We start from the raw sequence: 23,429 nt of genomic DNA on the forward strand, positions 1-23,429 counted from the left end.
AGCAAAGCTTGCTCGCGATGAACGATGACACGGTCTAGCAGTTGAACCGCATCGCGGGCAAGCCTTGCTCCCACAAAAGCCTTGCTCCCACAAAGGAATAAATCCCCTCGCCACAGGGTAGAATCGTCGCTTGCGCAAAATTCGAGGTTGCAGCGGTGGATTTACAGCAGGGCTTCGTCCTGACCCGGCATTGGCGCGACACCCCGGCCGGCACCGAAGTCGAGTTCTGGCTGGCGACCGACGCCGGTCCCCGGCGCGTGCGCCTGCCGGTGCAGACGTCGGTGGCCTTTGTGCCGCAGATCCAGCGCGGCCAGCTCGAGGCCTTGCTGCAAGGGGAGAAGGAGGTAGAACTACGCCCCCTGGAGCTGCTGGATTTCGAGCATCGTCCGGTGCTGGGGCTGTATTGCCAGCAACATGCCCAGTTGATGCGCCTGGACACCACCTTGCGCCGCGCCGGTGTGGAGGTGTTCGAAGCGGACATTCGCCCGCCGGAGCGCTACCTGATGGAGCGCTTCATCACCGCCCCGGTCTGGTTTGGCGGTACGCCGGCCGCCGATGGCCTGCTGGTCGACGTCCAGATGAAACCGGCGCCCGGATACCGTCCACCGTTGCGCCTGGTGTCCCTGGACATCGAAACCACCGCCCAGGGCGATTTGTATTCCATTGCCCTGGAAGGCTGCGGCGAGCGCCAGGTGTACATGCTCGGCCCCCCCAATGGCGACGATACCGGCGTGGATTTCCAGCTGGAATATTGCGAATCGCGCACGTTGCTGCTGAAGAAACTCAACGAATGGTTTGCCCGTTTCGACCCTGACGCGATCATTGGCTGGAACCTGGTGCAGTTCGACCTGCGGGTGCTGCATGAACACGCCCGGCGCCTGGCCGTGCCGTTGCGCCTGGGACGCGGTGGCGAAGAGATGCAATGGCGCGAGCACGGCGCGCGCAACAACCACTTTTTCGCCTCGGCTGCTGGCCGGCTGATCATCGACGGCATCGAGTCCCTGCGTTCGGCCACTTGGAGTTTTCCGTCATTCAGCCTGGAAAACGTCGCCCAGACGCTGTTGGGGGAGGGCAAGTCCATCGATAACCCCTACCAGCGCATGGACGAGATCAATCGCATGTTCGCCGAGGACAAGCCGGCCCTGGCCCGCTACAACCTCAAGGACTGTGAACTGGTGACGCGGATCTTCGCCAAGACCGAACTGCTCACGTTCCTCTTGGAACGGGCCAGCGTCACCGGCCTGCCGGCGGATCGCAGCGGCGGTTCGGTGGCGGCCTTCACGCACCTGTACATGCCGCTGATGCATCGCCAAGGGTTTGTTGCACCCAACCTGGGCCAGCGCCCGCCCGAGGCCAGCCCGGGTGGGTTTGTCATGGACTCCCAGCCGGGGCTCTACGAGTCGGTGCTGGTGCTGGACTACAAGAGCCTGTACCCATCGATCATCCGCACCTTCCTGATCGACCCGGTGGGCTTGATCGAAGGGTTGCGCCACCCGGATGACCAGGCATCGGTGCCAGGCTTTCGCGGGGCGCGCTTCTCCCGTACCCGCCATTGCCTGCCGGCCATCGTGGCGCGGGTCGCTGAAGGCCGGGAGACCGCCAAGCGCGAACACAATGCGCCGCTGTCCCAGGCGTTGAAAATCATCATGAACGCCTTTTATGGCGTGCTCGGTTCCAGCGGCTGTCGCTTCTTCGATCCGCGCCTGGCCTCGTCCATCACCTTGCGCGGCCACCAGATCATGCAGCGCACCCGCCAGTTGATCGAAGCCCAGGGACATGTGGTGATCTATGGCGATACCGATTCCACGTTCGTCTGGCTACGCCGTGCCCATGGCCAGGAGGAAGCGGCCAGGATCGGCCAAGACCTGGTGGCCCACGTCAATCAATGGTGGCGTGAGCAGGTGCGTGCCGAGTTCGGACTCGAGAGTGCGCTGGAACTGCAGTTCGAAACGCATTTCAAGCGCTTTCTGATGCCGACCATCCGGGGCGCCGAAGAGGGCAGCAAGAAACGCTACGCCGGATTGGTAACCCGTGCCGACGGCAGCGATGAAATCGTCTACAAAGGCCTGGAAACCGTGCGCACCGACTGGTCGCCGCTGGCCCGGCAGTTCCAGCAGGAGCTGTACGGGCGAATCTTCCATCGCCAGCCCTATCAGGATTATGTGCGCGATTATGTGCAGCAGACCCTGGCCGGTGCGTTCGATGATCGGCTGGTCTATCGCAAGCGCCTGCGTCGGCCGCTGGACGACTACGAACGCAACGTTCCACCTCACGTGCGGGCCGCGCGGCTGGCCGATGAGTTCAACCAGCGCCAGGGTCGTCCGCGGCAATACCAGAATGGCGGCTGGATCAGCTACGTCATCACCGTTGCCGGCCCCGAGCCGCTGGAAACCCGCAGCGCGCCAATCGATTACGACCACTACGTGACCAAACAGCTACAGCCGGTGGCGGATGCGATCCTGCCGTTTGTGGACGATGATTTCTCGACGTTGGTGGGCGGGCAGATGGGGTTGTTTTAGTCACCTCTGCATTGTGGGCTGGGGGATGCTCTTTTGGCTCTGTAGGAGCTGGCGAAGCCTGCGATCTTTTGATCTTGATCTTGATCTTGATCTTGATCTTGATCTTGATCTTGATCTTTCGCTTGAGATTCAAGTGTCAGGGGAAAGATCGCAGCCTCGTTGCACTCGACAGCTCCTACACAGCTCCTACACAGCTACACAGCTCCTACACAGCTCCTAGACCATCGCCAGCCGCTGCTTGCCCTGGGGCTGGGGAAATATCAGGTCGAGGGCTGCCAGGTCCTGCGGTTCAAGCTTGAGGTTGGCCGCTTCGGCATTCAAGCGCACATGTTCAGGCTTTACCGCCTTGGGAATGGCAAGCACATTGTCCTGGCGCAACAGCCAGGCCAATGCGATCTGCGCCGGTGTTGCGCGATGGCGTTCGGCGATCTGTCCCAGGGTGTGATCCTTGAGCAGGTGCCCGCCCTGGCCGACCGGGCAGTAGGCCATGACGGGCAAGGACTGGCGCTGGCACCAGGGCAGCAGGTCGAATTCGATGCCGCGTTGCTGCAGGTTGTACAGCACCTGGTTGGTCGCGCAGGCCGGCGCGGCCAGTTCTTCAAGGTCCGCCACGTCGAAGTTCGACACGCCCCAACGGCCGATCTTGCCTTCTTCGCGCAGCCGCTCGAAGGCTTCGACGGTTTCGTCCAGCGGGTACTGCCCGCGCCAGTGCAACAAGTAAAGGTCGATGTAATCGGTGTCGAGCCGCCGCAGGCTGCGTTCGCAGGCCAGGGGAATGCCTTTGCGACTGGCGTTGTGAGGGTAGACCTTGCTCACCAGGAAAACCTGGTCGCGCAGGCCGGTGATCGCTTCGCCAACGACGGTTTCGGCACCGCCTTCGGCATACATCTCCGCCGTGTCGATCAGGGTCATGCCCAATTCGATTCCCAGCCGCAGGGCGGCCACTTCTTTCTTGTGATGAGACGGTTCCTCACCCATGCGCCAGGTGCCCTGGCCAATGACCGGTACGGACACCCCCGCCAATTCCAGCGTCCTCATGCCTTTCTCCTGTTGTGCTGATCGATAATCCAATGAACAGCAGGATAGTCATAGGAGCTGGCGAAGGCTCGGGCTGTGTTCGGACGATCTTTTGATCTTTTGATCTTTTGATCTTTTGATCTTTCGCTTGAAATTCAAGTGTTAGGGGAAAGATCGCAGCCTCGTTGCACTCGACAGCTCCTACGGTTTTTGCACAGGTTTTTCTATTTTGCGGAGAACTTCAACACCATGGTCTGGGTGTAGGTCTGGCCCGGATCAAGCCGCGTCGAGGGGAAGTTCGGCTGGTTGGGCGAGTCGGGGTAGTGCTGGGTTTCCAGGGTGAACGCGCCCCAATGTGGATAGACCTTGCCTTGCTTGCCCTTGACGGTGCCGTCGAGGAAGTTGCTGGTGTAGAACTGCACGCCAGGCTCGGTGGTGTAGAGCTGCAGGCGTCGTCCGGAGTCTGTGTCATACACCTCGGCGGCCAGTTTGTTCACGTCGCCCTTGGCGTCCAGCGCCCAGTTGAAATCGAAGCCGCCCTGTTTCGGTTCGGCGAATTTGAGTTGCGGGTGATCGGCCTTGATGTGGGTGCCGATGGCGGTGGGTTGGGTGAAGTCCATCGGCGTACCGGCCACGGGGGCCAGTTCGCCGGTGGGAATGAGCTTGCCGGTGACCGGCGTGTAATGGGCCGCGTGCAGGGTCGCAACCTGCTCGAGTATGTCGCCGTTACCCGCCCCGGCCAGGTTGAAATAGCTGTGGTTGGTCAGGTTCAGCACCGTGGGTTTGTCGGTGGTGGCCTGGTACTCGATCCGCAACTCGTTCTGTTCGTTGAGGCTGTAGGTGACGTCGGTCTTCAGTGCACCGGGAAAACCCATCTCGCCATCGGGTGATAGGTAGGTCAGGGTGACGCCTACCGAGTCCTTGGCATTATGGGGCTGGGCCTTCCAGACGCGCTTGTCGAACCCTTGCGGCCCGCCGTGCAAAGAGTTGCCATGGTCGTTCTGCGGCACTTGGTAACGCTTGCCGTCCAGCTCGAAGGCGCCGTCGGCCAGGCGATTGCCGAAGCGGCCGATGGTCGCGCCGAAATACACGCTGCCGTTCTTCTGGTAACCCTGCACGTCGTCAAAACCGAGCACGATGTCGGCGGCCTTGCCGTGTTTGTCCGGCACGCTCAATGACTGGAGGATGCCGCCGTAGGTGATGACCGTGGCCTCCATGCCGTGACTGTTGCGCAGCACGAATTTTTCCACCGCCGTGCCATCGTCGGTCTTGCCGAACGCACTGCGTTCGTTGGTCAGGCCGGCAGCCTGGGAAGCCGAGGTGGCGATCATCAGAGACACTCCGAGGGCCGTGAGCAGTTGTCTGGATTCAAGCATGGTATGACCTTCCTTCCTGTTGTTTTGTTGTTGTTTTGAACGCGGGCGAGTCCGTTATTGGTCGGACAGCGCTGAAGGTTTTTCTGTTCAGTAGTCTTTCTATTTGGTGGGTGAGAAGGGATTTATAGCCATTAATTGGGATTTATCAAACAAAAAGTAAGACTAATTGAATGGTGGAGGCGTTGCTGGATATCGGGAGTTTTCTGCGAACACTGCACTTTTGCGATTTTTTCCGCTCTATCCATGGCCTGGAAGCGACGACCCCCATCGCTTCCCCATGCCCAGACCGAGACTCGATGGCCGGTGTTTTTTATTCTGTGACGAGATTGCGCCGCTGCTGCCTGGCATTGTTGGTCGGTGTGTCGATGCTGTTCAGCGGCGGCTGCAGCCATCAGCAGGGGCAGGACATGGTCACGCAGTTCAGCAACACCCGCCCCCAGGAGTTCTTGCAGACCAGCGTCGACCGCATGGCCACGTTGTCGATGCACGACAACCTGCAAAGCCTCTATCTGCTGATGAGCAAGCTGTACCTGCGCAACCCCGACGAACTGCGCAAGTCCGGCTTTCTCGACGCCCGTACCGCGGAAAAACAGGTACGCATGGCCATCGAGCAGCAAAAACCCTTGCCGACCCTGGGAGGCAAGAAGGACCTGGCCGCCCTGAGCTATGCCATGAGCCCTGAATTTCTCGGCGATCGGGTAGGGGCGTTCATCTATGCCATCGGCAGCATGCTGGTCACAGCTCATGGCAATCGCCTCGAGTTCTACATGACTGACACCATCGACCCGCGTTTTGTCAGCAACGCAGCGCGCAATATCGAAAAAGCCACCTGGCTGCTGAGCCAGCGGCAGAACAAGGACGGCACGCCGCTGCTGTTTTCCAATGAGATTTCGGAGGAGGGCAGCAACCTGAGTTTTGCCGTGGAGTTCGGAAAAATCGTCGCCCGATTGGACCTGCTGACCCAAATGCTTGACGAGCGCTACCGGCGCATCGGCCTGAACTATGCCCAGAGCCTGCTATTCCTCAACTTCCTGCCGGTTCAATGAGTTGCTGGGGAAGGAATAAAGATAGATCATATTGATATAGGGAGGTTATAAGAAAAATCGCTATGCTCGCGGCCAGATTTTTCACGCGGTCGTGCTGAGACGGGTTTAATGGATTTCGGTAATGTCGGTTTAGTCGTTGCAGGCTTGGTGGTCGGTTTCATCGTCGGGATGACCGGCGTCGGCGGTGGTTCGCTGATGACCCCGATCCTGCTGTGGTTTGGTATCAACCCTGCGACGGCGGTGGGTACGGACCTGCTGTACGCGGCCATTACCAAGTCTGGCGGTGTCCTGGTGCATGCCAAAAACCGCAACATCGACTGGGCGATCACCGGCTGGCTGACGTTGGGCAGCGTGCCGGCGGTCGGTTTGACGCTGTGGTTCCTCAGCAGCCTGCACAGCTCCCCTGACGCCATGAACGCGGTGATCAAGCAAGCCCTGGGTTTTGTGTTGTTCGTCACCGCCCTGGCGATCCTGTTCAAGAAGCGCCTGCTGCAATTCGCGCATGACCGCGCTGGCGGCCACTACAACCCCTCGGGTGTGCGACTCAATGTGCTGACGGTCATCACTGGCCTCGTGCTGGGTACGATGGTCGCCTTGACCTCGATAGGCGCTGGCGCCCTGGGCACCGTCGCGTTGTTCATCCTCTACCCGTTCCTGGTCACCAAGCGCCTGGTGGGCACCGAGATCGCCCACGCCGTGCCGCTGACCCTGGTCGCTGGCCTGGGCCATGCGAGCATGGGCAACATGGACTGGCACATCCTGGGTTTGCTGTTGATCGGTTCGTTGCCGGGGATCTACCTGGGCAGTCATCTGTCGGGACGAATCTCCGACGAGTTGCTGCGCCCGTGCCTGGCGGTAATGCTGGCGATGATCGGGTTCAAGCTGGCGTTCTAGCACTGACACCGAGATCCCTTGTGGTGACTGTACTTTTAGCGGTCACACCTCTTCCCACGCGCACGCGTTGGTTGCCACGGTTGCGCAATGACCCCCCTGGCCTAAGCTTCAAGTCAGGCAGGCGCAGTATTGAGCGACTCTCGCGGAACAATCGCCGCCCTGTGCAATCAGTACAGCGTAAACATCAAAAGGAGAGGCGCATGCTCATTCGGTCGTTGACCTTCGCTACCTTGCTGGCCATCGCCGGCCCCCTGTTCGCTGCCGACGGCGACTCGCCCCTGTTGGCGGACGCAGGCAAGTCACGTCCCCTTGTCGTCATCGCGCCCAGTACGGTCGACCCTGCCTGGGTGAGCCTGAAAAAGGCCTTGAATGAGCCGGCAGGCAAGCAGGGCTTTTCCGAGCGCAACATGGTGCTCTATACCGTGCTCAATACCATTGGGCAGCGCGATGGCAAGGACCTGGATCCGCAGAGCACCATGGCGTTGATTCGCTCGCTCAAGCTGGGAGCCGGAGCGCAGACCAAGATCATCCTGGTGGGCAAGGACGGGGAGAAGAAGCTTGAGCATTCCGGGGCGATCGAATTGAAGGAGCTCTTCGACACCGTCGATAAACTGCCGACGGCAGAAAAAGAGGCGGCAGCCCCGACGCCTCCTCCTGCGCCGGAACCCACACCGGCCAAGGATGCGAAAGGCACCAAGCCTGGCAAGGCAGCCAAGCCGTCGGCGCCGCCGAAGCCGCTGGATGATTGACTTCAAGTAACGACGAGGCGCTCCTGTGGCGAGGGCGCTTGCTCCCGCTGGGTTGCGCTATGTAGGAGCTGACGAGTGCAACGAGGCTGCGATCTTGTTCCAGGCAATTGAGTCGCAAGCGAATGATCAAAGGATCAAAAGATCGCAGCCTTCGGCAGCTCCTACAGGTCCAGCGGGCTCGTCGCCCTCGCTATTGGCCATCCAACGCCATCAGGATCCGGTACGCCGCTTTCACCCGTTCTTCAATCGGGTAATTCCTGTTGGCAAGCATGACGATCCCCATGTCCTTTCCAGGCACGAACGCCGCATACGCGCCGAAACCGTTGGTAGATCCTGTCTTGTTGATCCAGGCGCCGTCCGGTGCTGGCCGGGGCGGGTTGAGAGGCTCGACTTTTTGTGGGGCCAGGGCCATTTGCGGCGTGTTGCCTGCGAGCAACTCATCCAAGGTGAACGGGGCGGGGTAGTACTCCCAGCCCAGCCCCTGATTCATCCCGCCAACCCTGTAGAAACCTGTATGTGTCGTGGCGATCGCTTGCTTCAGATCCGCCGCCAGTGTTTCAGCTCGCAAGTTGGCCTCAAGAAAGCGCATCAGGTCCGATGAGCTGGTTTTCACCCCGTAAGCCTCGGAATCCAGGGCTCCCGGCCCGACCCGGACGGGCTTGCCGTCTTTTGCATAGCCTTGGGCGTATCGGCCCGACTGATTCTGCGGCACCCGCACATAGCTGTGCTTGAGGCCCAGCCCTGGCATCAGCGTGCGCTCCATCACCTCGTCGAACGGCCGCCCCATGCTGCGGGCTGCCAGATAGCCGAACAGGCCGATGCTCGGGTTTGAATAGAGCCGCTGGGTGCCGGCCGGGTAGAGCGGCTTCCAGGTGGTGTAATAGCCAAACATTCGGTCTGGGTGGTCCGCCTCGTCGGGAAACTGCAACGGCAGGCCACCGGCGGTATAGGTGGCGAGGTTGAGCAGGCTGACGCCCTCCAACGCGCTGCCGCGCAGCTCGGGGGCGAAGCGACTGGCCGGGTCCGCCAGGGACAGCTTGCCCTGGGCCTGGGCATAGGCGCCGAGGGTGGCGGTGAAGGTCTTGCTGATCGAGCCGATTTCGAAGAGGGTCTGCTCGGTGACCGGTTTTTTCGTGTCCTTGGCGGCGACGCCATAGTTGAAAAACCGACGTTGGCCGTTATGCGTGATCGCTACCGCCATGCCCGCGATGTCCTGTTGTTTCATCAAGGGCTGAATGACGGCATTGACGGTGTCTTCAATGCGCTCCTGGGCAAAGCCCATGGGCGTCCCGCAAACCAGGAAAAAAGTCCCGGCGAGTATGGATCTGGCAGTTTGCATGGTGCAGCGCTCTCGTTGGCCTTCCTTGAGGGATGGTCAATCTAGGGGGTTTTTGGCTGCCCGACAATCCGAGGCTATCAGGCCGAGGCAATGGTCCTGAGTCGTCTGGCAGGACCGCGGGATTGCTTCCCGCAAAACGGCCCGGTTGCCCGACGCGACCGGACCTCAAGCCAAACCACACAAAGCGGCAGCCGCCGGGTAAACTCGCGACTCTTTCTAAAGGAGTTCACATGAGTTACTACCAGCCCGGCATTCTCGCCACCCCTGTTCCGCCTCAGGCCCGTCATTTGTTTTTTGCCCTGGAATCGGTCGAGGCACTGCCGGCTGCGCTAGACAAACTCCTGTTGCTGCTCGATGGGCGGGCCGTGGTCGGCTTTGGTGAATCACTGGTCCAGGCGCTGGGCGTCCAGGTCGAAGGCCTGCGGGCCTTTCCTGCGTTGGCCGGCGTGGGCGTGGACAACCCGTCGACCCAACACGCGCTGTGGTGCTGGCTGCACGGCGAAGACCGCGGCGAGCTGATGCACCGCAGTCGCGCCATCGAGGCGGCGCTGGCCCCGGCGCTGCAGCTGGTGCAGATGAACGAAACCTTCCGCCATATGACCGGCCATGACCTGACCGGCTACGAAGACGGCACCGAAAACCCTCACGACGAAGCGGCCATCGCCGCCGCCCTGGCCCAGGGCGCCGACGGGGTGCGCGGTGGCAGTTTCGCCGCGATCCAGCAATGGCAGCACGATCTGGACGGCTTCGCGGCGATGCAACCCCATGAGCGCGACAACATCATGGGCCGTCGCCTGAGCGACAACGAAGAAATCGACGATGCGCCGGCGTCGGCCCACGTCAAGCGCACCGCCCAGGAAAGCTTCGCCCCGGAGGCGTTCGTGGTACGTCGCTCCATGCCGTGGATCGAAGGCGACCGTGCGGGGCTGATGTTCCTGGCGTTCGGTTTCTCTCTTGATGCCTTCGAGGCACAACTGCGACGCATGAGTGGCCTGGAAGACGGCATCACCGATGGCCTGTATCGCATGAGCCGGCCAATCACCGGTGGTTACTATTGGTGCCCGCCGCTGTTGGACGGACGCCTGGATCTGCGCGCCCTGGCCCGCTAAGCGCAGCGGTTTGTGCAAAGCATGACGTGAACGCTATTCTTGGGCCGGACGTCTATCCGTGGAATGGGGGAAGCAAACGTGGATAAAGTCATCGTCATTACCGGTGGCGGCCGCGGAATCGGGGCGGCCACGGCGTTGTTGGCTGCCGGGTTGGGCTATCGGATCTGCATCAATTACCAGTCCGATGAGAGTGCCGCGCAGGAGGTGCTCGAGCAGGTCCGGGCCAAGGGCGCGCAGGCGATTGCCGTGCGGGCCGACGTGAGCATCGAAGATGAAGTGATCGGCCTGTTCGACCGGGTGGACGCCGAGCTGGGTCGGGTCACCGCCCTGGTGAACAACGCCGGCACGGTGGCCCACAAGTCCCGGCTCGATGAAATGTCCGAATTTCGCATTCTCAAGATCATGAAGACCAACGTGTTGGGGCCGATTCTTTGTGCCAAGCACGCGGTGCTGCGCATGTCGCCCAGGCATGGCGGGCAGGGCGGCAGCATCGTCAACGTCTCGTCGGTGGCCGCGCGCCTGGGGGCGCCGGGGGAGTACGTCGATTACGCAGCCTCCAAGGGCGCGCTGGACACCTTCACCATCGGCTTGTCCAAGGAAGTGGCTGGCGAAGGCATTCGCGTCAATGCGGTGCGCCCCGGCTACATCTACACCGATTTCCATGCCCTGAGCGGCGATCCGGACCGGGTCAGCAAGCTGGAGTCGGCGATTCCCATGGCCCGGGGCGGTCGTCCGGATGAAGTGGCTGAAGCGATTATCTGGCTGCTATCGGACAAGGCTTCGTACGCGACTGGGACGTTTGTGGATTTGGGTGGGGGGCGCTGAGTCCTGGGGTGTCTGTTTTGGCCCTATCGCGAGCAAGCTTTGCTCCCACAGGGGGCAGCGTTCCAATGTGGGAGCAAAGCTTGCTCGCGATGGCGGTCTGACGGACAACCCGATATCAAAACGAGCGAATAATCCGCCCCAACGTCTCCATGGCTTTTTCAGACGCCTCGGTCCACGGGCTGCCATAGTTCAAGCGGATGCAATTGCTGAAACGCCGGGTCGCTGAAAAGATCGGTCCCGGTGCGATGCTGATGCCCTGGGCCAGGGCCATCCGGAACAATTTCAGCGAGTCCATCTGCTGCGGCAGCTCCAGCCACAGGAAGTAACCGCCCGCCGGTTGGCTGACCCGGGTCTGGGCCGGGAAATAGCGGGCGATGGCGGCGAGCATCGCGCTTTGCTGTTCTTCCAGGGCGTAGCGCAGTTTGCGCAGGTGACGGTCGTAGCCGCCATGTTGCAGGTAGTCGGCGATGGCGGCCTGGGCCGGCATCGAGGCGCACAACGAAGTCATGAGCTTGAGCCGTTCGATCTTCTGCGCGTAGCGCCCGGCGGCGACCCAGCCGATGCGATAACCCGGTGCCAGGCTCTTGGCGAACGAGCCGCAATGCATCACTAGCCCTTCGGTGTCGAACGCCTTGGCGGGCTTGGGGGCCTGCTGGCCGTAATAGAGTTCGGCGTACACGTCGTCCTCGATCAGCGGCACCTGATGGCGGCGCAGCAACTCGACCAGCGCCTGTTTGCGTTCCTCGGGCATGGTCGCGCCCATGGGATTCTGGAAGCTGGTCATGCACCAGCAGGCCTTGATCGGATGGCGCTCCAGTGTCTGCGCCAGCACGTCCAGGTCGATGCCGTCGCGCGGGTGGACGGGAATTTCCACGGCCTTGAGCTTGAGCCGCTCCAGTACCTGCAGGCTTGCGTAGAACGCTGGCGCTTCGATCGCCACCAGGTCGCCGGGCTCGGTCACGGCTTGCAGGCACAGGTTCAAGGCTTCCAGGGCACCGTTGGTGACCAGCAGTTCTTCCATGGGCAGCATCAGCCCGCCGACCATGTAGCGCAGGGCGATCTGGCGGCGCAAGTGTGGATTGCCCGGCGACATGTCCGTGACCACCATTCGCGGGTCCATGTCCCGTGATGCGCTGGACAGCGAACGGGACAGCCGTTGCAGTGGGAACAGCATCGGGCTGGGGAATGCCGAGCCGAACGGTACGGTGGCCGGGTCCTTGATGGAGTCGAGGACCGAAAACACCAGCTCACTGACGTCGACTTCGGTGGATTCGTGCACCTGGCTGCTGATCGCCGGCTCCGAAAACGGGCTCGGCGCATGGGTGTTGACGAAGTAGCCGGAGCGCGGCCGGGCCCGGATCATGCCGCGTCGCTCCAGCAGGTAATAGGCCTGGAATACGGTGGACGGGCTGACACCGTAGGTCTGGCTGGCGTAGCGTACCGACGGCACGCGCTGACCCGGCCCCAGCATGCCCGAGCGGATCAGTTCAGCGATGTCGTCGGCAAATTTCTCGTAGCGTTTCATGGTGGGGCCCAGTCTGGAGTGACGCGTGGTTTGCACTTCTTTAACTGTGGGAGCTCGCTCCCACAGGTGCCTGGCATCTTATAGCTTCACCGATTCATCGGTGCGACAAAACGGCTCTTGGCAACGCTGTAGATGCCCGGCTCGTTAGTGTCGGCGACCTTGAACGTCATTTCCTGGGAGCCTTTGCCCGGCCGTTCGCTAAGCATCGCTACGGACACCGGCACATCGACGATTTCCCCCGGGGCCAGGCTCAGTTGGGTCTTGCCCTGCAGGATGAAGCCGTCGCCGTCCACCAGGGACAGGTGATAATCCTGGCGCTGTTGGGTCTTGTTGATGATTTTCAGGCTGTAGATGTTCTCGATCTGGCCGGCGCTGTTTTCACGGAAAAGGCCACGGTCCTTGCTGACGTCCAGCGACACCATGGGCCGTTGCATCAGCGCCACGACCAGCGCGCCGATCATTACCAGCAGCACGGCGGTATAGCCGATCAGCCGAGGACGCAGCAGGTGAGTCTTGCCACCCTGCAACTGATGTTCGGAGGTGTATTTGATCAGGCCTCGGGCGTAGCCCATCTTGTCCATGATCGAGTCGCAGGCATCGATGCAGGCCGCGCAGCCGATGCATTCCATCTGCAGGCCGTCGCGGATGTCGATGCCGGTGGGGCAGACCTGCACGCACATCTGGCAGTCGATGCAGTCGCCCAGGCCAATATTGGCTGGGATTGCCTCGCGTTTGCGCGGCCCGCGGATTTCACCGCGGGCCGCATCGTAGGAAATAGTCAGTGTGTCCTTGTCGAACATCACGCTCTGAAAGCGTGCATAGGGGCACATATGCATGCACACCGCTTCACGCAGCCAGCCGGCGTTGAGGTAGGTGGCTGCGGTAAAGAAGAGCACCCAGAACAAGCTCACACCCGCCATTTGCAGGGTCAGCAGTTCTTCGGCCAAGGGGCGGATCGGCGTGAAGTACCCCACGAACGTCAGGCCGGTGAGCAGGCTGATGGCCAGCCACAGCGTGTGCTTGGCGCTGCGGCGCAGGAGCTTGTTCAGGCCCCAGGGCGCCGCTTGCAGCTTGATCCGCTGGTTGCGTTCGCCTTCGGTGATTTTCTCGCACCACATGAAGATCCAGGTCCAGGAGCTCTGTGGGCAGGTGTAGCCGCACCATACGCGGCCGGCAAACACGGTGATCGCGAACAGGCCGAAGGCGGCGATGATCAGCAGGGCCGAGAGCAGGATGAAATCCTGGGGCCAGAAGGTCGCGCCAAAGATGTGGAATTTGCTTTCGGAAAGGTCCCAGAGCACCGCCTGGCGGCCGCCCCAGTTCAACCACACCGTGCCGAAGAACAGCAGGAACAGAACCCCCGCCCCGCTGATGCGCAGGGTACGAAACAAACCGGTGAAGCTGCGGGTGTGGATCAGGTTGTCGGTGCTCCTGGCCTTTATCTTCGTTGGCGCAGGTTCGAACGTCTGTATCAACTGGACGGGGATTCTATCGCTCATGGTCGGTCGCTCATCAGCCTCTATCTGGCCGGCGCACTATGACCATGGAACTGTTTGCATAACAGACTCAGGTGCTTCGATAAAAACCGGATCAGATGCCGCGAAGCCCAGGCCCTGCGACACTTTGATGCACCCCGGAAGTGACGAACATATTACTGTGGCGAGGGGATTTATCCCCGCTGGGCTGCGAAGCAGCCCCAAATGCATCTGTGACTGCGGTGTATCAGGCAGTACGTTGGGGCCGCTTCGCGCCCCAGCGGGGATAAATCCCCTCGCCACAAATGCATCTGTTGCCTGTGGATTGGGCTTCAGATCGCCGAACCGCTGTCGCTGGCCTTCAGGTGCTTGCGCCCGTCGACTGCGCCGGCCACGGTCAGTGCATCGGCCTCGGCCTCGGTGATGTAGACCAGGTCACCGTTGATCTCCACGGCTGACATGGCCTTGTCCGGGTCGGTGATGATGGACAGCTCGCTGGCGGGGCGTTGTTTGGGGCCGTTGGGGGTTTCGAAATGGCAGGTCTGGTTGTCATCGATACGAACAGTCATGGTGTTGCTCCTTCAGGGGTCATGAACGTTAGGTCTCGCGGCCAAGCCAGGGTTCGTTGCGGCTGATCAGCGGTCAGGCGCACCTCTGGCGCCGCCTGCGGTCCATCGTTTATCGAATGAAAAAAGAGGACGGTCCATGGACGCCTGGTGGCATGAAGTCTGGGTAACCCTGCAGGCGGAATTCGCCGATATCACCGATGCCCAGCAGATGACCCGGGTCACGGTGCGTCTGATCATGGCCGCGCTGCTGGGCGGCATCCTGGGTTTCGAGCGCGAACACAAGGGCAAGGCTGCCGGCGTGCGGACCCACATGCTCGTGGCCCTGGGGGCGGCGCTGTTCGTATTGGTGCCACAGATGTCCGGGTCCCAGGCCGATGCCATGAGTCGGGTGATACAAGGCGTGGTCGCCGGCATCGGTTTCCTCGGCGCCGGCACCATCCTGAAGAACAGCGACGGCGACGAAGGCCACGTCAAGGGCCTGACCACCGCTGCGGGCCTCTGGATGACCGCCGCCATTGGCATCGCCGCCGGGTTGGGGCGGGAGGCGACGGCGGTGCTCAGTACGGTGCTGGCGCTGGCGATTTTCAGTGTGATGCCGGTGATTGTCCGGGCGCTGGGGAAGGACGACAAACCATCCTGAATATAAGACTTGTGGGAGCGGGCTTGCTCGCGAAGGCGGCGTGGCAAGCAATATTTTCCTCGACTGACACACCGCTTTCGCGAGCAAGCCCGCACAGGTTTTTCGTCATCCAGTTTCTTTATTACTACGCTTGAATCGAACCCGCTCCGGCGGCGCCTCGCTCGGCGGGTCACCCAGTGGCGGTTGTGGGTCCAAGGGCGGGTCTTTCTCTGGAATCGGTTCCGGATCAGGGCCGGGCGGGGGCAAGGTGGGGTCGTCGATGTTCGGGTCGGGTGTTTCGGCCGGGATGGGAATATTCATCGGGACGGGTCTCCGTGACGCACATGGCTTGAGTCGTGCTTATTGTTGTTGACCACCTTGTACCGGCTTTGATCCCCAGGGTGCATCGGGGCAAATCCCTCTGAACTTTTAGTCGTTGATCCGGTTCGGAGTTTAAGTGAGTTTTTTCAGGGACCCGTTGGGCCTTTACCGCCACAAGCGCGTCCATGGGGCGTAAAAGGAGAGATGCTCGATGACTGCCGAACACCCGACTGAACCGGCCTGCAACCCGCATCTGTCGCTGTCTCAAGCCTTGTTGTTGCCGCGTATTGCTATTGAAAACACCATGCCGGTGATCGACGGTGGACAATTCGCTGCCAAGGCCGTGGCCGGGCAGGACGTGACAGTGACCAGCAAGGTCTTCGCCGATGGCCACGACAAGCTGGCCGTGCGCATTCGCTGGCGTGCGCTGCACGATGAAGCGTGGAACAGCGAGGTCATGAGTGATCTGGGCAACAACGGCTGGCGCGGCCAGTTCAACGTGCCGGAACAGGGCCGCTATGTGTTTTGTATCGAGGCCTGGATCGATCAGTTCGCCAGTTTTCGCTACGAGCTGGAGAAAAAGTTCGGTGCTGGGGTGCCGATCAGCCTGGAGTTACAGGAAGGGCGCAACCAAGTGCTGATGGCCGTCGAGCGCAGCACGGGTGAATTGAGCGAGCAACTGGCAGCCTTGCACCATGAGCTCTCCGGCCTGTTGCCGACCGAGCAGGTGGCGCTGTTCCTGGCGCCGCGCAGTGCCGATCTGATGTCCCAGGCCGACCATCGCCCGTACTTGAGCATCAGCCCCGAGTACCCGCTGGACGTGGAGCGCCAGTTGTCCGAGTTTGCCAGCTGGTATGAGCTGTTTCCCCGCTCGATCACCGACGATCCCCAGCGCCACGGCACTTTCAACGACGTCCATTCACGCCTGGCGGTGATCCAGGACATGGGTTTTGACGTGCTGTATTTTCCGCCGATCCACCCCATCGGCCGCAGTTTCCGCAAAGGCCCGAACAATTCCCTCACCGCCGGTCCCGACGATCCGGGCAGCCCATATGCCATTGGCGGCGAGGAGGGCGGGCACGAGGCCATTCACCCGCAATTGGGTAGCCGCGAGGACTTCCGGCGCCTGGTAGCGGCGGCCGCTGAGCACGGCCTGGAGATCGCCCTGGACTTCGCGATCCAATGCTCCCAAGACCACCCCTGGCTCAAGCAGCACCCGGGCTGGTTCAGCTGGCGGCCGGACGGCACGATCAAATATGCGGAAAACCCGCCGAAGAAATACCAGGACATCGTCAACGTTGACTTCTACGCGGCCGATGCGATTCCCAGCCTGTGGATGGAGCTGCGGGACATTGTGGTGGGCTGGGTCAAGGAAGGCGTGAAGATATTCCGCGTCGACAACCCTCACACCAAGCCACTGCCGTTCTGGCAATGGTTGATCGCCGATGTGCGGGCCCAAAACCCTGAAGTGATCTTCCTGGCTGAAGCGTTCACCACGCCGGCCATGATGGCGCGGCTGGGCAAGGTCGGTTACTCCCAGAGCTACACCTATTTCACCTGGCGCAACACCAAGGCGGAGCTGGCGACCTATTTCGCCGAACTCAACGAATCGCCGTGGCGCGAATGCTACCGCCCGAATTTTTTCGTCAATACGCCAGACATCAATCCGGCCTTTCTCCATGAGTCGGGGCGCGCCGGGTTTTTGATCCGCGCGGCCCTGGCAACCATGGGGTCGGGCCTGTGGGGCATGTATTCGGGCTTCGAGCTGTGTGAATCGGCACCGGTGCCGGGCAAGGAGGAATACCTCGATTCGGAGAAATACGAGATCCGCCCCCGGGACTTCACCGCGCCGGGCAACATCATTGCCGAGATCGCCCAGCTCAACCGCATCCGCCGGCAGAACCCCGCGCTGCATACCCACCTGGGCCTGAAGATCTACAACGCCTGGAACGACAACATTCTCTATTTCGGCAAGCGCACTGCCGACGGCAGCAACTTCATCCTGGTGGCGGTGAGCCTTGATCCGCACAACCCGCAGGAGGCCAGTTTCGAGTTGCCGCTGTGGGAGATGGGCCTGCCCGACGACGCCCAGACCCAGGGCGAGGATCTCATGAACGGACATCGCTGGACCTGGTACGGCAAGTATCAGTTCATGCGAATTGACCCGGCATACCAGCCATTCGGGATTTGGCGGATCAGCGTGGCGTGATGCTATGTAGGAGCTGTCGAGTGCAACGAGGCTGCGATCTTTCCAAAGACACTTGAGTCTCAAGCGAAAGATCAAAAGATCGCAGGCTTCGCCAGCTCCTACAGGGGGATAAGGCCCCGCGCCACTAAAAAGACCTCACAAGCCTGTATCCCGCGGCTTTATTGAATTCATCAGGAGTTGCAAATGGCGAAGAAACCCCGGTCTGCCACCTTTATCAAAGATCCGCTCTGGTACAAGGATGCGGTGATTTACCAGGTCCACGTAAAATCCTATTTCGACTCCAATAACGACGGGATCGGTGACTTTCCCGGCCTGATCGAAAAGCTCGACTACATCGCCGACCTAGGCGTCAACACCATCTGGCTGCTGCCGTTCTATCCATCCCCCCGGCGAGACGACGGTTATGACATTGCCGAATACCGTGGCGTCAGCGCCGACTACGGCACCATGGCCGATGCGCGGCGGTTCATTGCCGAAGCCCACAAGCGCAACCTGCGGGTGATCACCGAGCTGGTCATCAACCACACCTCCGACCAGCATCCCTGGTTCCAGCGTGCGCGCAAGGCCAAGCCGGGTTCGAAGGCGCGGGACTTCTACGTCTGGTCCGATGACGACCACAAGTACGACGGCACGCGGATCATCTTCCTCGACACCGAGAAGTCCAACTGGACCTGGGACCCGGTGGCGGGCCAGTACTTCTGGCACCGCTTCTACTCCCACCAGCCCGACCTCAACTTCGACAACCCGCAGGTCCTCAAGGCCGTGTTGTCGGTGATGCGCTACTGGCTCGACATGGGCATCGACGGCCTGCGGCTGGATGCCATCCCCTACCTGATCGAGCGCGACGGCACCAACAACGAAAACCTGCCCGAGACCCATGACGTCCTGAAGTTGATTCGCGCCGAGATCGACGCCAACTACCCCGACCGCATGTTGCTGGCCGAAGCCAACCAGTGGCCGGAGGACACCCAGTTGTACTTCGGCGATGTCGATGCCCAAGGCCTGAACGGTGACGAATGCCACATGGCCTTTCACTTCCCGCTGATGCCGCGCATGTACATGGCGCTGGCCCAGGAAGATCGCTTCCCGATCACCGACATCCTGCGCCAGACCCCGGAGATCCCCGCCAATTGCCAGTGGGCGATCTTCCTGCGCAACCACGATGAGTTGACCCTGGAGATGGTCACCGACAAGGAGCGCGACTACCTGTGGAACTACTACGCGGCCGACCGTCGGGCGCGTATCAACCTGGGCATTCGTCGGCGCCTGGCGCCGTTGGTGGAGCGCGATCGTCGTCGCGTCGAATTGCTCAACAGCCTGCTGCTGTCGATGCCTGGCACGCCGACGCTGTACTACGGCGATGAAATCGGCATGGGCGACAATATCTACCTGGGCGACCGTGATGGCGTGCGCACGCCGATGCAGTGGTCGATCGACCGCAACGGCGGCTTCTCCCGCGCCGATCCGGCCAGCCTGGTGCTGCCGCCGATCATGGACCCGCAATATGGCTACCAGTCGGTCAACGTCGAGACCCAGGCCGGCGACCCGCACTCGCTGCTCAACTGGACCCGACGCATGCTGGCGGTGCGCAAGCAGTCCAAGGCCTTTGGCCGCGGCACCTTGAAGATGCTCTCGCCCAGCAACCGCCGGATCCTGGCTTATACCCGCGAGTACACCGGGCCCGACGGCAAGCACGAAATCATCCTGTGCGTGGCCAACGTGTCGCGCAGCGCCCAGGCTGCCGAACTGGACCTGTCGGCCTTCGCCGGCATGGTCCCGGTGGAGATGTTGGGCGGCAATGCCTTCCCGCCCATCGGTCAGTTGAACTTCCTGCTGACCCTGGCGCCGTATGGTTTTTATTGGTTCGTCCTGGCAACAGAGAACCAGATGCCGAGCTGGCACGTGGAACCGGCCCAGAGCCTGCCGGACTTCACCACCCTGGTGCTGAAGAAACGCCTGGAAGAATTGCTCGAAGCGCCATCGCGCACCACGCTGGAGCAAACCATCCTGCCGAGCTGGCTGCAGAACCGGCGCTGGTTCGCCGGCAAGGACAGCGCGATCGAGAAGGTCGACATTGTCTATGGCGTACGCTTTGGTGACCCGCAGCACCCGGTGCTGCTCAGTGAGATCGATGTCACCAGTGGCGGCCAGACCCTGCGTTATCAACTGCCGTTCGGCCTGCTCGCCGAAGACCAGGTCGGTGCGGCGTTGCCGCAGCAACTGGCGTTGTCGCGGGTACGCCGGGTGCGCCAGGTGGGCCTGATCACCGATGCTTTCAGCCTGGAAAGCTTCGTGCGCGCCGTGCTGCATAGCATGCAGGCCGCCACGGTGCTGCCGTTCACCGGAGGTGAGTTGCGCTTTGAACCGACCGAAGGCCTGGCCGCGCTGAGCCTGGGAGACGAGCCTGAGGTGCGTTACCTGTCTGCCGAACAGTCCAACAGTTCGGTGGTGGTGGGCAGCAGCCTCGTGCTCAAGCTGATTCGCAAGGTCGCTTCGGGTGTGCACCCGGAACTGGAAATGAGCGCCTACCTGACGGCTGCCGGTTTCAGCAACATCTCACCGCTGCTGGGTTCGGTGGTTCGCCGCGACACCCAGGGTGAAGATGCGCTGCTGATGATCGCCCAGGGCTATTTGAGCAACCAGGGCGATGCCTGGGAATGGACCCAGAACAACCTGGAACGTGCCCTGCGCGATGAGCTGGCGGACGCCGTGTCCGAGCAGGAGCAGCATTACAACGCCCTGGGCGAACTGAAGGATTTCGCCGGCATGCTCGGCCAGCGCCTGGGGGAAATGCACCAGGTACTGGCCCAGGCCACCGACGACCCGGACTTCGCGCCGCAGATTACCAACGCCAAGCAAGCCCAGGCCATCGGCAAGGACGTGACCGCCCAGGTGGAAAATGCCTTGCGCCTGCTCAAGCAGAACCAAGGCCAATTGAACCCTGCAGACCAGGCCATGGTCGCACGCTTGCTGGAGCACAAGAAAACCGTCCTGGCCCATGTCCAGGCGCTGGCCGGCAAGGCCGAGGGTGGCTTGCGCATTCGCGTCCATGGCGACCTGCACCTGGGGCAGGTGCTGGTGATCAAGGGCGACGCGTACCTGATCGACTTCGAAGGTGAGCCGGCGCGACCGTTGCATGAACGACGGGGCAAGCACAGCCCCTATAAGGATGTCAGTGGCGTGTTGCGCTCCTTCGATTATGCGGCGGCCATGGCCATTCACTTGCACACCGTCGACAGCACGGCCGATGCCGATGCGGCGCGGCAACGGGTCGCCGATCGTTATTTAAAAGAGGCTCGCCAGGCATTTGTCGAGGCATATCGGCTGGCGGCAGCTAGTCTTGCCCATGAGTGGAAGGATGCTGAAGGCGAAGACGCCGCGCTGGCGTTGTTCGGCCTGGAGAAGGCGGCCTATGAAGTGGCCTATGAAGCCGAGAATCGCCCCACCTGGCTGCCCGTGCCGTTGCACGGTCTGGTCGGGTTGTTAAGTGGGCTGCAACCCTTTTCCGACGTAGCCGGACCGATTTAGTGGAGAGAATCATGAGTGTCTCGAACAAAGAATCCCAGGGGCAGGCCAAGGAGTCCTTGCTGCCGGCGCCCCATGACATCGACGCGCTGGTGCGCGCCGAGCACCACGACCCGTTTTCCATCCTGGGGCCTCATGGCGACGACGCCGGCGGCCAGTTCATTCGCGCGTATCTGCCCGGTGCCCTGAGTGTCCATGTGCTGGCCCGCGATGGCGGCGAAGAGTTGGGGGAGCTGCAACCCACCGCAACCCCGGGGCTGTTCGTCGGTCATTTCGATCGTGCCCAGGCGTACGTGCTGCGCACCCGTTGGGCCGGCGGCGAGCAGGTTGCCGAAGACCCCTACAGCTTCGGTCCGTTGCTGGGGGAGATGGACCTTTACCTGTTTGGCGAGGGCAATCACCGCGATCTCAGTTCCTGCCTCGGTGCGCAACTGACCACCGTCGATGGCATCGACGGCGTGCGTTTCGCTGTGTGGGCGCCGAACGCCCGACGCGTTTCGGTGGTCGGGGATTTCAACGTCTGGGACGGGCGTCGGCATCCGATGCGCATCCGTTATCCGTCCGGCGTGTGGGAAATATTCATCCCCAGGCTCGGTCCCGGCGAAGGTTACAAGTATGAAATCCTCGGCGCCCACGGCATCCTGCCGCTCAAGGCCGACCCGGTGGCGCTGGCCACGCAGATGCCGCCAGACACAGCGTCGAAAGTCGCCTCGCCCCTGAAGATCGAGTGGCAGGACGACGAGTGGATGCAGCACCGTCGCGAGCGGCAGCTCCCGGGTGCGCCGTTGTCGATCTACGAATTGCACGCCGGCTCCTGGCAGTGCGAAATCGACGAGGCGGGGGAGGTGGCCCGGCAGTACAACTGGCATGAACTGGCCGAGCGGTTGATCCCCTATATCAAGGACCTGGGTTTTACCCACATCGAGCTGATGCCGATCATGGAGCACCCGTTCGGTGGTTCCTGGGGCTATCAGCCGCTGTCGCAATTCGCGCCGACGGCACGCTTCGGCTCGCCGGACGATTTCGCAGCGTTCGTCAACGCCTGCCACCAGGCCAATATCGGGGTCATCCTCGACTGGGTGCCGGCGCACTTTCCCACTGACACTCACGGCCTGGCCCAGTTCGACGGTACTGCGCTGTACGAATACGGCAATCCGCAGGAAGGCTTCCATCAGGATTGGGACACGCTGATCTACAACCTGGGCCGCACCGAAGTGCACGGCTTCATGCTGGCGTCGGCGTTGCACTGGCTCAAGCATTTCCACGTCGATGGCCTGCGGGTGGATGCCGTGGCCTCGATGTTGTACCGCGACTATTCGCGCAAGGCCGGCGAGTGGGTGCCTAACCGCCACGGCGGGCGCGAGAACCTCGAAGCCATCGATTTCCTGCGGCACCTCAACGATGTGGTGGCGCTGGAAACCCCCGGTGCGTTGGTCATCGCCGAAGAGTCCACGGCGTGGCCGGGGGTCAGCCAGAGCACCCAGCAGGGCGGCCTGGGTTTCGCCTACAAGTGGAACATGGGCTGGATGCACGATTCGCTGCACTACATCCAGCAAGACCCGGTGTACCGCGCCCATCACCATAATGAACTGAGTTTCGGCCTGGTGTATGCCTGGTCCGAGCGCTTCGTCCTGCCGATTTCCCACGACGAAGTGGTCCATGGCAAACGCTCGCTGATCGACAAGATGCCCGGTGACCGCTGGCAGAAATTCGCCAACCTGAGGGCCTACCTCAGCTTCATGTGGGGTCATCCCGGCAAGAAACTGTTGTTCATGGGCTGTGAGTTCGGTCAATGGCGCGAGTGGAACCACGATCAGCAACTGGACTGGTACCTGCTGCAATACCCTGAGCACCGTGGCGTGCAGAAACTGGTGAGCGATCTGAACCGGCTGTATCGCGAAGAACCGGCGCTGCACGACCAGGATGATGCGCCCCAGGGTTTCCAGTGGCTGATTGGCGACGATGCGCTCAACAGCGTCTACGCCTGGCTGCGCTGGAGCAAGGAGGGCCGGCCGGTGCTGGTGGTCGCCAACTTCACCCCGGTGCCGCGCGAGGCCTACCGGGTCGGCGTGCCGTTCGCCGGCCGTTGGGTCGAATTGCTCAACAGCGATGCCGACACCTATGCCGGTTCCAACTACGGCAACAGTGGCGGAGCCTTCACCGATGAAGTACCCAGCCATGGCCAGGCCCTGTCGCTGGAACTCAACCTGCCGCCGTTGGCGGTGTTGATCCTGCGACCGGAGGGTTAGTACCACAGAGATAGTGGGGGTGGATGATGACTGTGGCGAGGGGATAAGTCCCCTCGCCACAAG

17 protein-coding genes are annotated in these 23,429 nt (G+C 61.7%); 10 read left to right on the top strand and 7 right to left on the bottom strand.

The genetic code is table 11. The features are described from left to right. Positions 1-155 precede the first annotated feature (155 nt). Positions 156-2,519 (top strand): DNA polymerase II, encoded by a 2,364-nt coding sequence (locus AC09SL_RS02470; protein WP_058543771.1) that lies wholly within the window; start codon positions 156-158, stop codon positions 2,517-2,519. A 216-nt stretch (positions 2,520-2,735) separates the two neighbouring features. On the opposite strand, the gene AC09SL_RS02475 is transcribed toward AC09SL_RS02470, so the two are convergent. Together AC09SL_RS02475 and AC09SL_RS02480 are read right to left on the bottom strand one after the other, a co-directional pair. Beyond that, positions 2,736-3,557 (bottom strand): aldo/keto reductase, encoded by an 822-nt coding sequence (locus tag AC09SL_RS02475; protein ID WP_058543772.1) that lies wholly within the window; start codon positions 3,555-3,557, stop codon positions 2,736-2,738. A 203-nt stretch (positions 3,558-3,760) separates the two neighbouring features. Next, the gene (locus tag AC09SL_RS02480) at positions 3,761-4,912 is read right to left on the bottom strand and encodes an aldose epimerase family protein (RefSeq protein WP_058543773.1); all 1,152 of its coding nucleotides are present in this window, start codon (positions 4,910-4,912) and stop codon (positions 3,761-3,763) included. Between the two features lie 296 nt (positions 4,913-5,208). On the opposite strand from AC09SL_RS02480, the gene AC09SL_RS02485 reads away from it, so the two are divergent. The 3 genes from AC09SL_RS02485 to AC09SL_RS02495 all read left to right on the top strand — a co-directional run bounded on the left by AC09SL_RS02485 (position 5,209) and on the right by AC09SL_RS02495 (position 7,601). Further along, a complete protein-coding gene (locus AC09SL_RS02485) occupies positions 5,209-5,958 on the top strand; it encodes a hypothetical protein (protein WP_058543774.1) in 750 nt (249 codons plus the stop codon). A 108-nt stretch (positions 5,959-6,066) separates the two neighbouring features. Beyond that, positions 6,067-6,852, top strand: coding sequence for a sulfite exporter TauE/SafE family protein (locus AC09SL_RS02490; protein WP_058543775.1), 786 nt, complete (start codon positions 6,067-6,069; stop codon positions 6,850-6,852). Between the two features lie 200 nt (positions 6,853-7,052). After that, positions 7,053-7,601 (top strand): DUF4174 domain-containing protein, encoded by a 549-nt coding sequence (locus tag AC09SL_RS02495; protein ID WP_058543776.1) that lies wholly within the window; start codon positions 7,053-7,055, stop codon positions 7,599-7,601. A gap of 190 nt (positions 7,602-7,791) precedes the next feature. On the opposite strand, the gene ampC is transcribed toward AC09SL_RS02495, so the two are convergent. Continuing rightward, a complete protein-coding gene (gene ampC / locus AC09SL_RS02500; RefSeq protein ID WP_058543777.1) occupies positions 7,792-8,940 on the bottom strand; it encodes a class C beta-lactamase in 1,149 nt (382 codons plus the stop codon). A 230-nt stretch (positions 8,941-9,170) separates the two neighbouring features. Between ampC and AC09SL_RS02505 the strand changes: the two genes are divergently transcribed. Then, on the top strand, positions 9,171-10,049 hold the full coding sequence (locus tag AC09SL_RS02505) for a Dyp-type peroxidase (protein ID WP_064106778.1): 879 nt from the start codon (positions 9,171-9,173) through the stop codon (positions 10,047-10,049). A 78-nt stretch (positions 10,050-10,127) separates the two neighbouring features. After that, a complete protein-coding gene (locus AC09SL_RS02510) occupies positions 10,128-10,874 on the top strand; it encodes an SDR family oxidoreductase (RefSeq protein ID WP_058545647.1) in 747 nt (248 codons plus the stop codon). A 115-nt stretch (positions 10,875-10,989) separates the two neighbouring features. Here the strand turns inward: AC09SL_RS02510 and mapR are convergent, their stop codons facing one another. The 3 genes from mapR to AC09SL_RS02525 all read right to left on the bottom strand — a co-directional run bounded on the left by mapR (position 10,990) and on the right by AC09SL_RS02525 (position 14,443). Further along, on the bottom strand, positions 10,990-12,399 hold the full coding sequence (mapR, locus tag AC09SL_RS02515; RefSeq protein ID WP_058545646.1) for a GntR family transcriptional regulator MpaR: 1,410 nt from the start codon (positions 12,397-12,399) through the stop codon (positions 10,990-10,992). A gap of 86 nt (positions 12,400-12,485) precedes the next feature. Continuing rightward, positions 12,486-13,898, bottom strand: coding sequence for a cytochrome c oxidase accessory protein CcoG (gene ccoG, locus AC09SL_RS02520; protein WP_058545645.1), 1,413 nt, complete (start codon positions 13,896-13,898; stop codon positions 12,486-12,488). Positions 13,899-14,206: 308 nt separating this feature from the next. Next, the gene (locus tag AC09SL_RS02525; protein ID WP_058545644.1) at positions 14,207-14,443 is read right to left on the bottom strand and encodes a DUF3203 family protein; all 237 of its coding nucleotides are present in this window, start codon (positions 14,441-14,443) and stop codon (positions 14,207-14,209) included. Positions 14,444-14,579: 136 nt separating this feature from the next. Between AC09SL_RS02525 and AC09SL_RS02530 the strand changes: the two genes are divergently transcribed. After that, on the top strand, positions 14,580-15,083 hold the full coding sequence (locus AC09SL_RS02530; protein ID WP_058545643.1) for an MgtC/SapB family protein: 504 nt from the start codon (positions 14,580-14,582) through the stop codon (positions 15,081-15,083). 105 nt (positions 15,084-15,188) lie between these two features. Here AC09SL_RS02530 and AC09SL_RS02535 read toward each other — a convergent pair whose 3' ends face one another. Further along, positions 15,189-15,383, bottom strand: coding sequence for a hypothetical protein (locus AC09SL_RS02535; protein ID WP_081264374.1), 195 nt, complete (start codon positions 15,381-15,383; stop codon positions 15,189-15,191). Positions 15,384-15,594: 211 nt separating this feature from the next. Between AC09SL_RS02535 and AC09SL_RS02540 the strand changes: the two genes are divergently transcribed. From AC09SL_RS02540 to glgB, 3 genes are all read left to right on the top strand, one after another. Continuing rightward, the gene (locus tag AC09SL_RS02540) at positions 15,595-17,592 is read left to right on the top strand and encodes an alpha-1,4-glucan--maltose-1-phosphate maltosyltransferase (RefSeq protein ID WP_058545642.1); all 1,998 of its coding nucleotides are present in this window, start codon (positions 15,595-15,597) and stop codon (positions 17,590-17,592) included. 183 nt (positions 17,593-17,775) lie between these two features. Next, positions 17,776-21,120: a maltose alpha-D-glucosyltransferase gene (gene treS, locus AC09SL_RS02545; protein WP_058545641.1), complete on the top strand. Its 3,345-nt coding sequence runs from the start codon at positions 17,776-17,778 to the stop codon at positions 21,118-21,120. Between the two features lie 11 nt (positions 21,121-21,131). Continuing rightward, positions 21,132-23,366, top strand: coding sequence for a 1,4-alpha-glucan branching protein GlgB (gene glgB, locus AC09SL_RS02550; protein ID WP_058545640.1), 2,235 nt, complete (start codon positions 21,132-21,134; stop codon positions 23,364-23,366). Positions 23,367-23,429 lie beyond the last annotated feature (63 nt).

This window comes from Pseudomonas sp. PF05, from assembly GCF_056521845.1.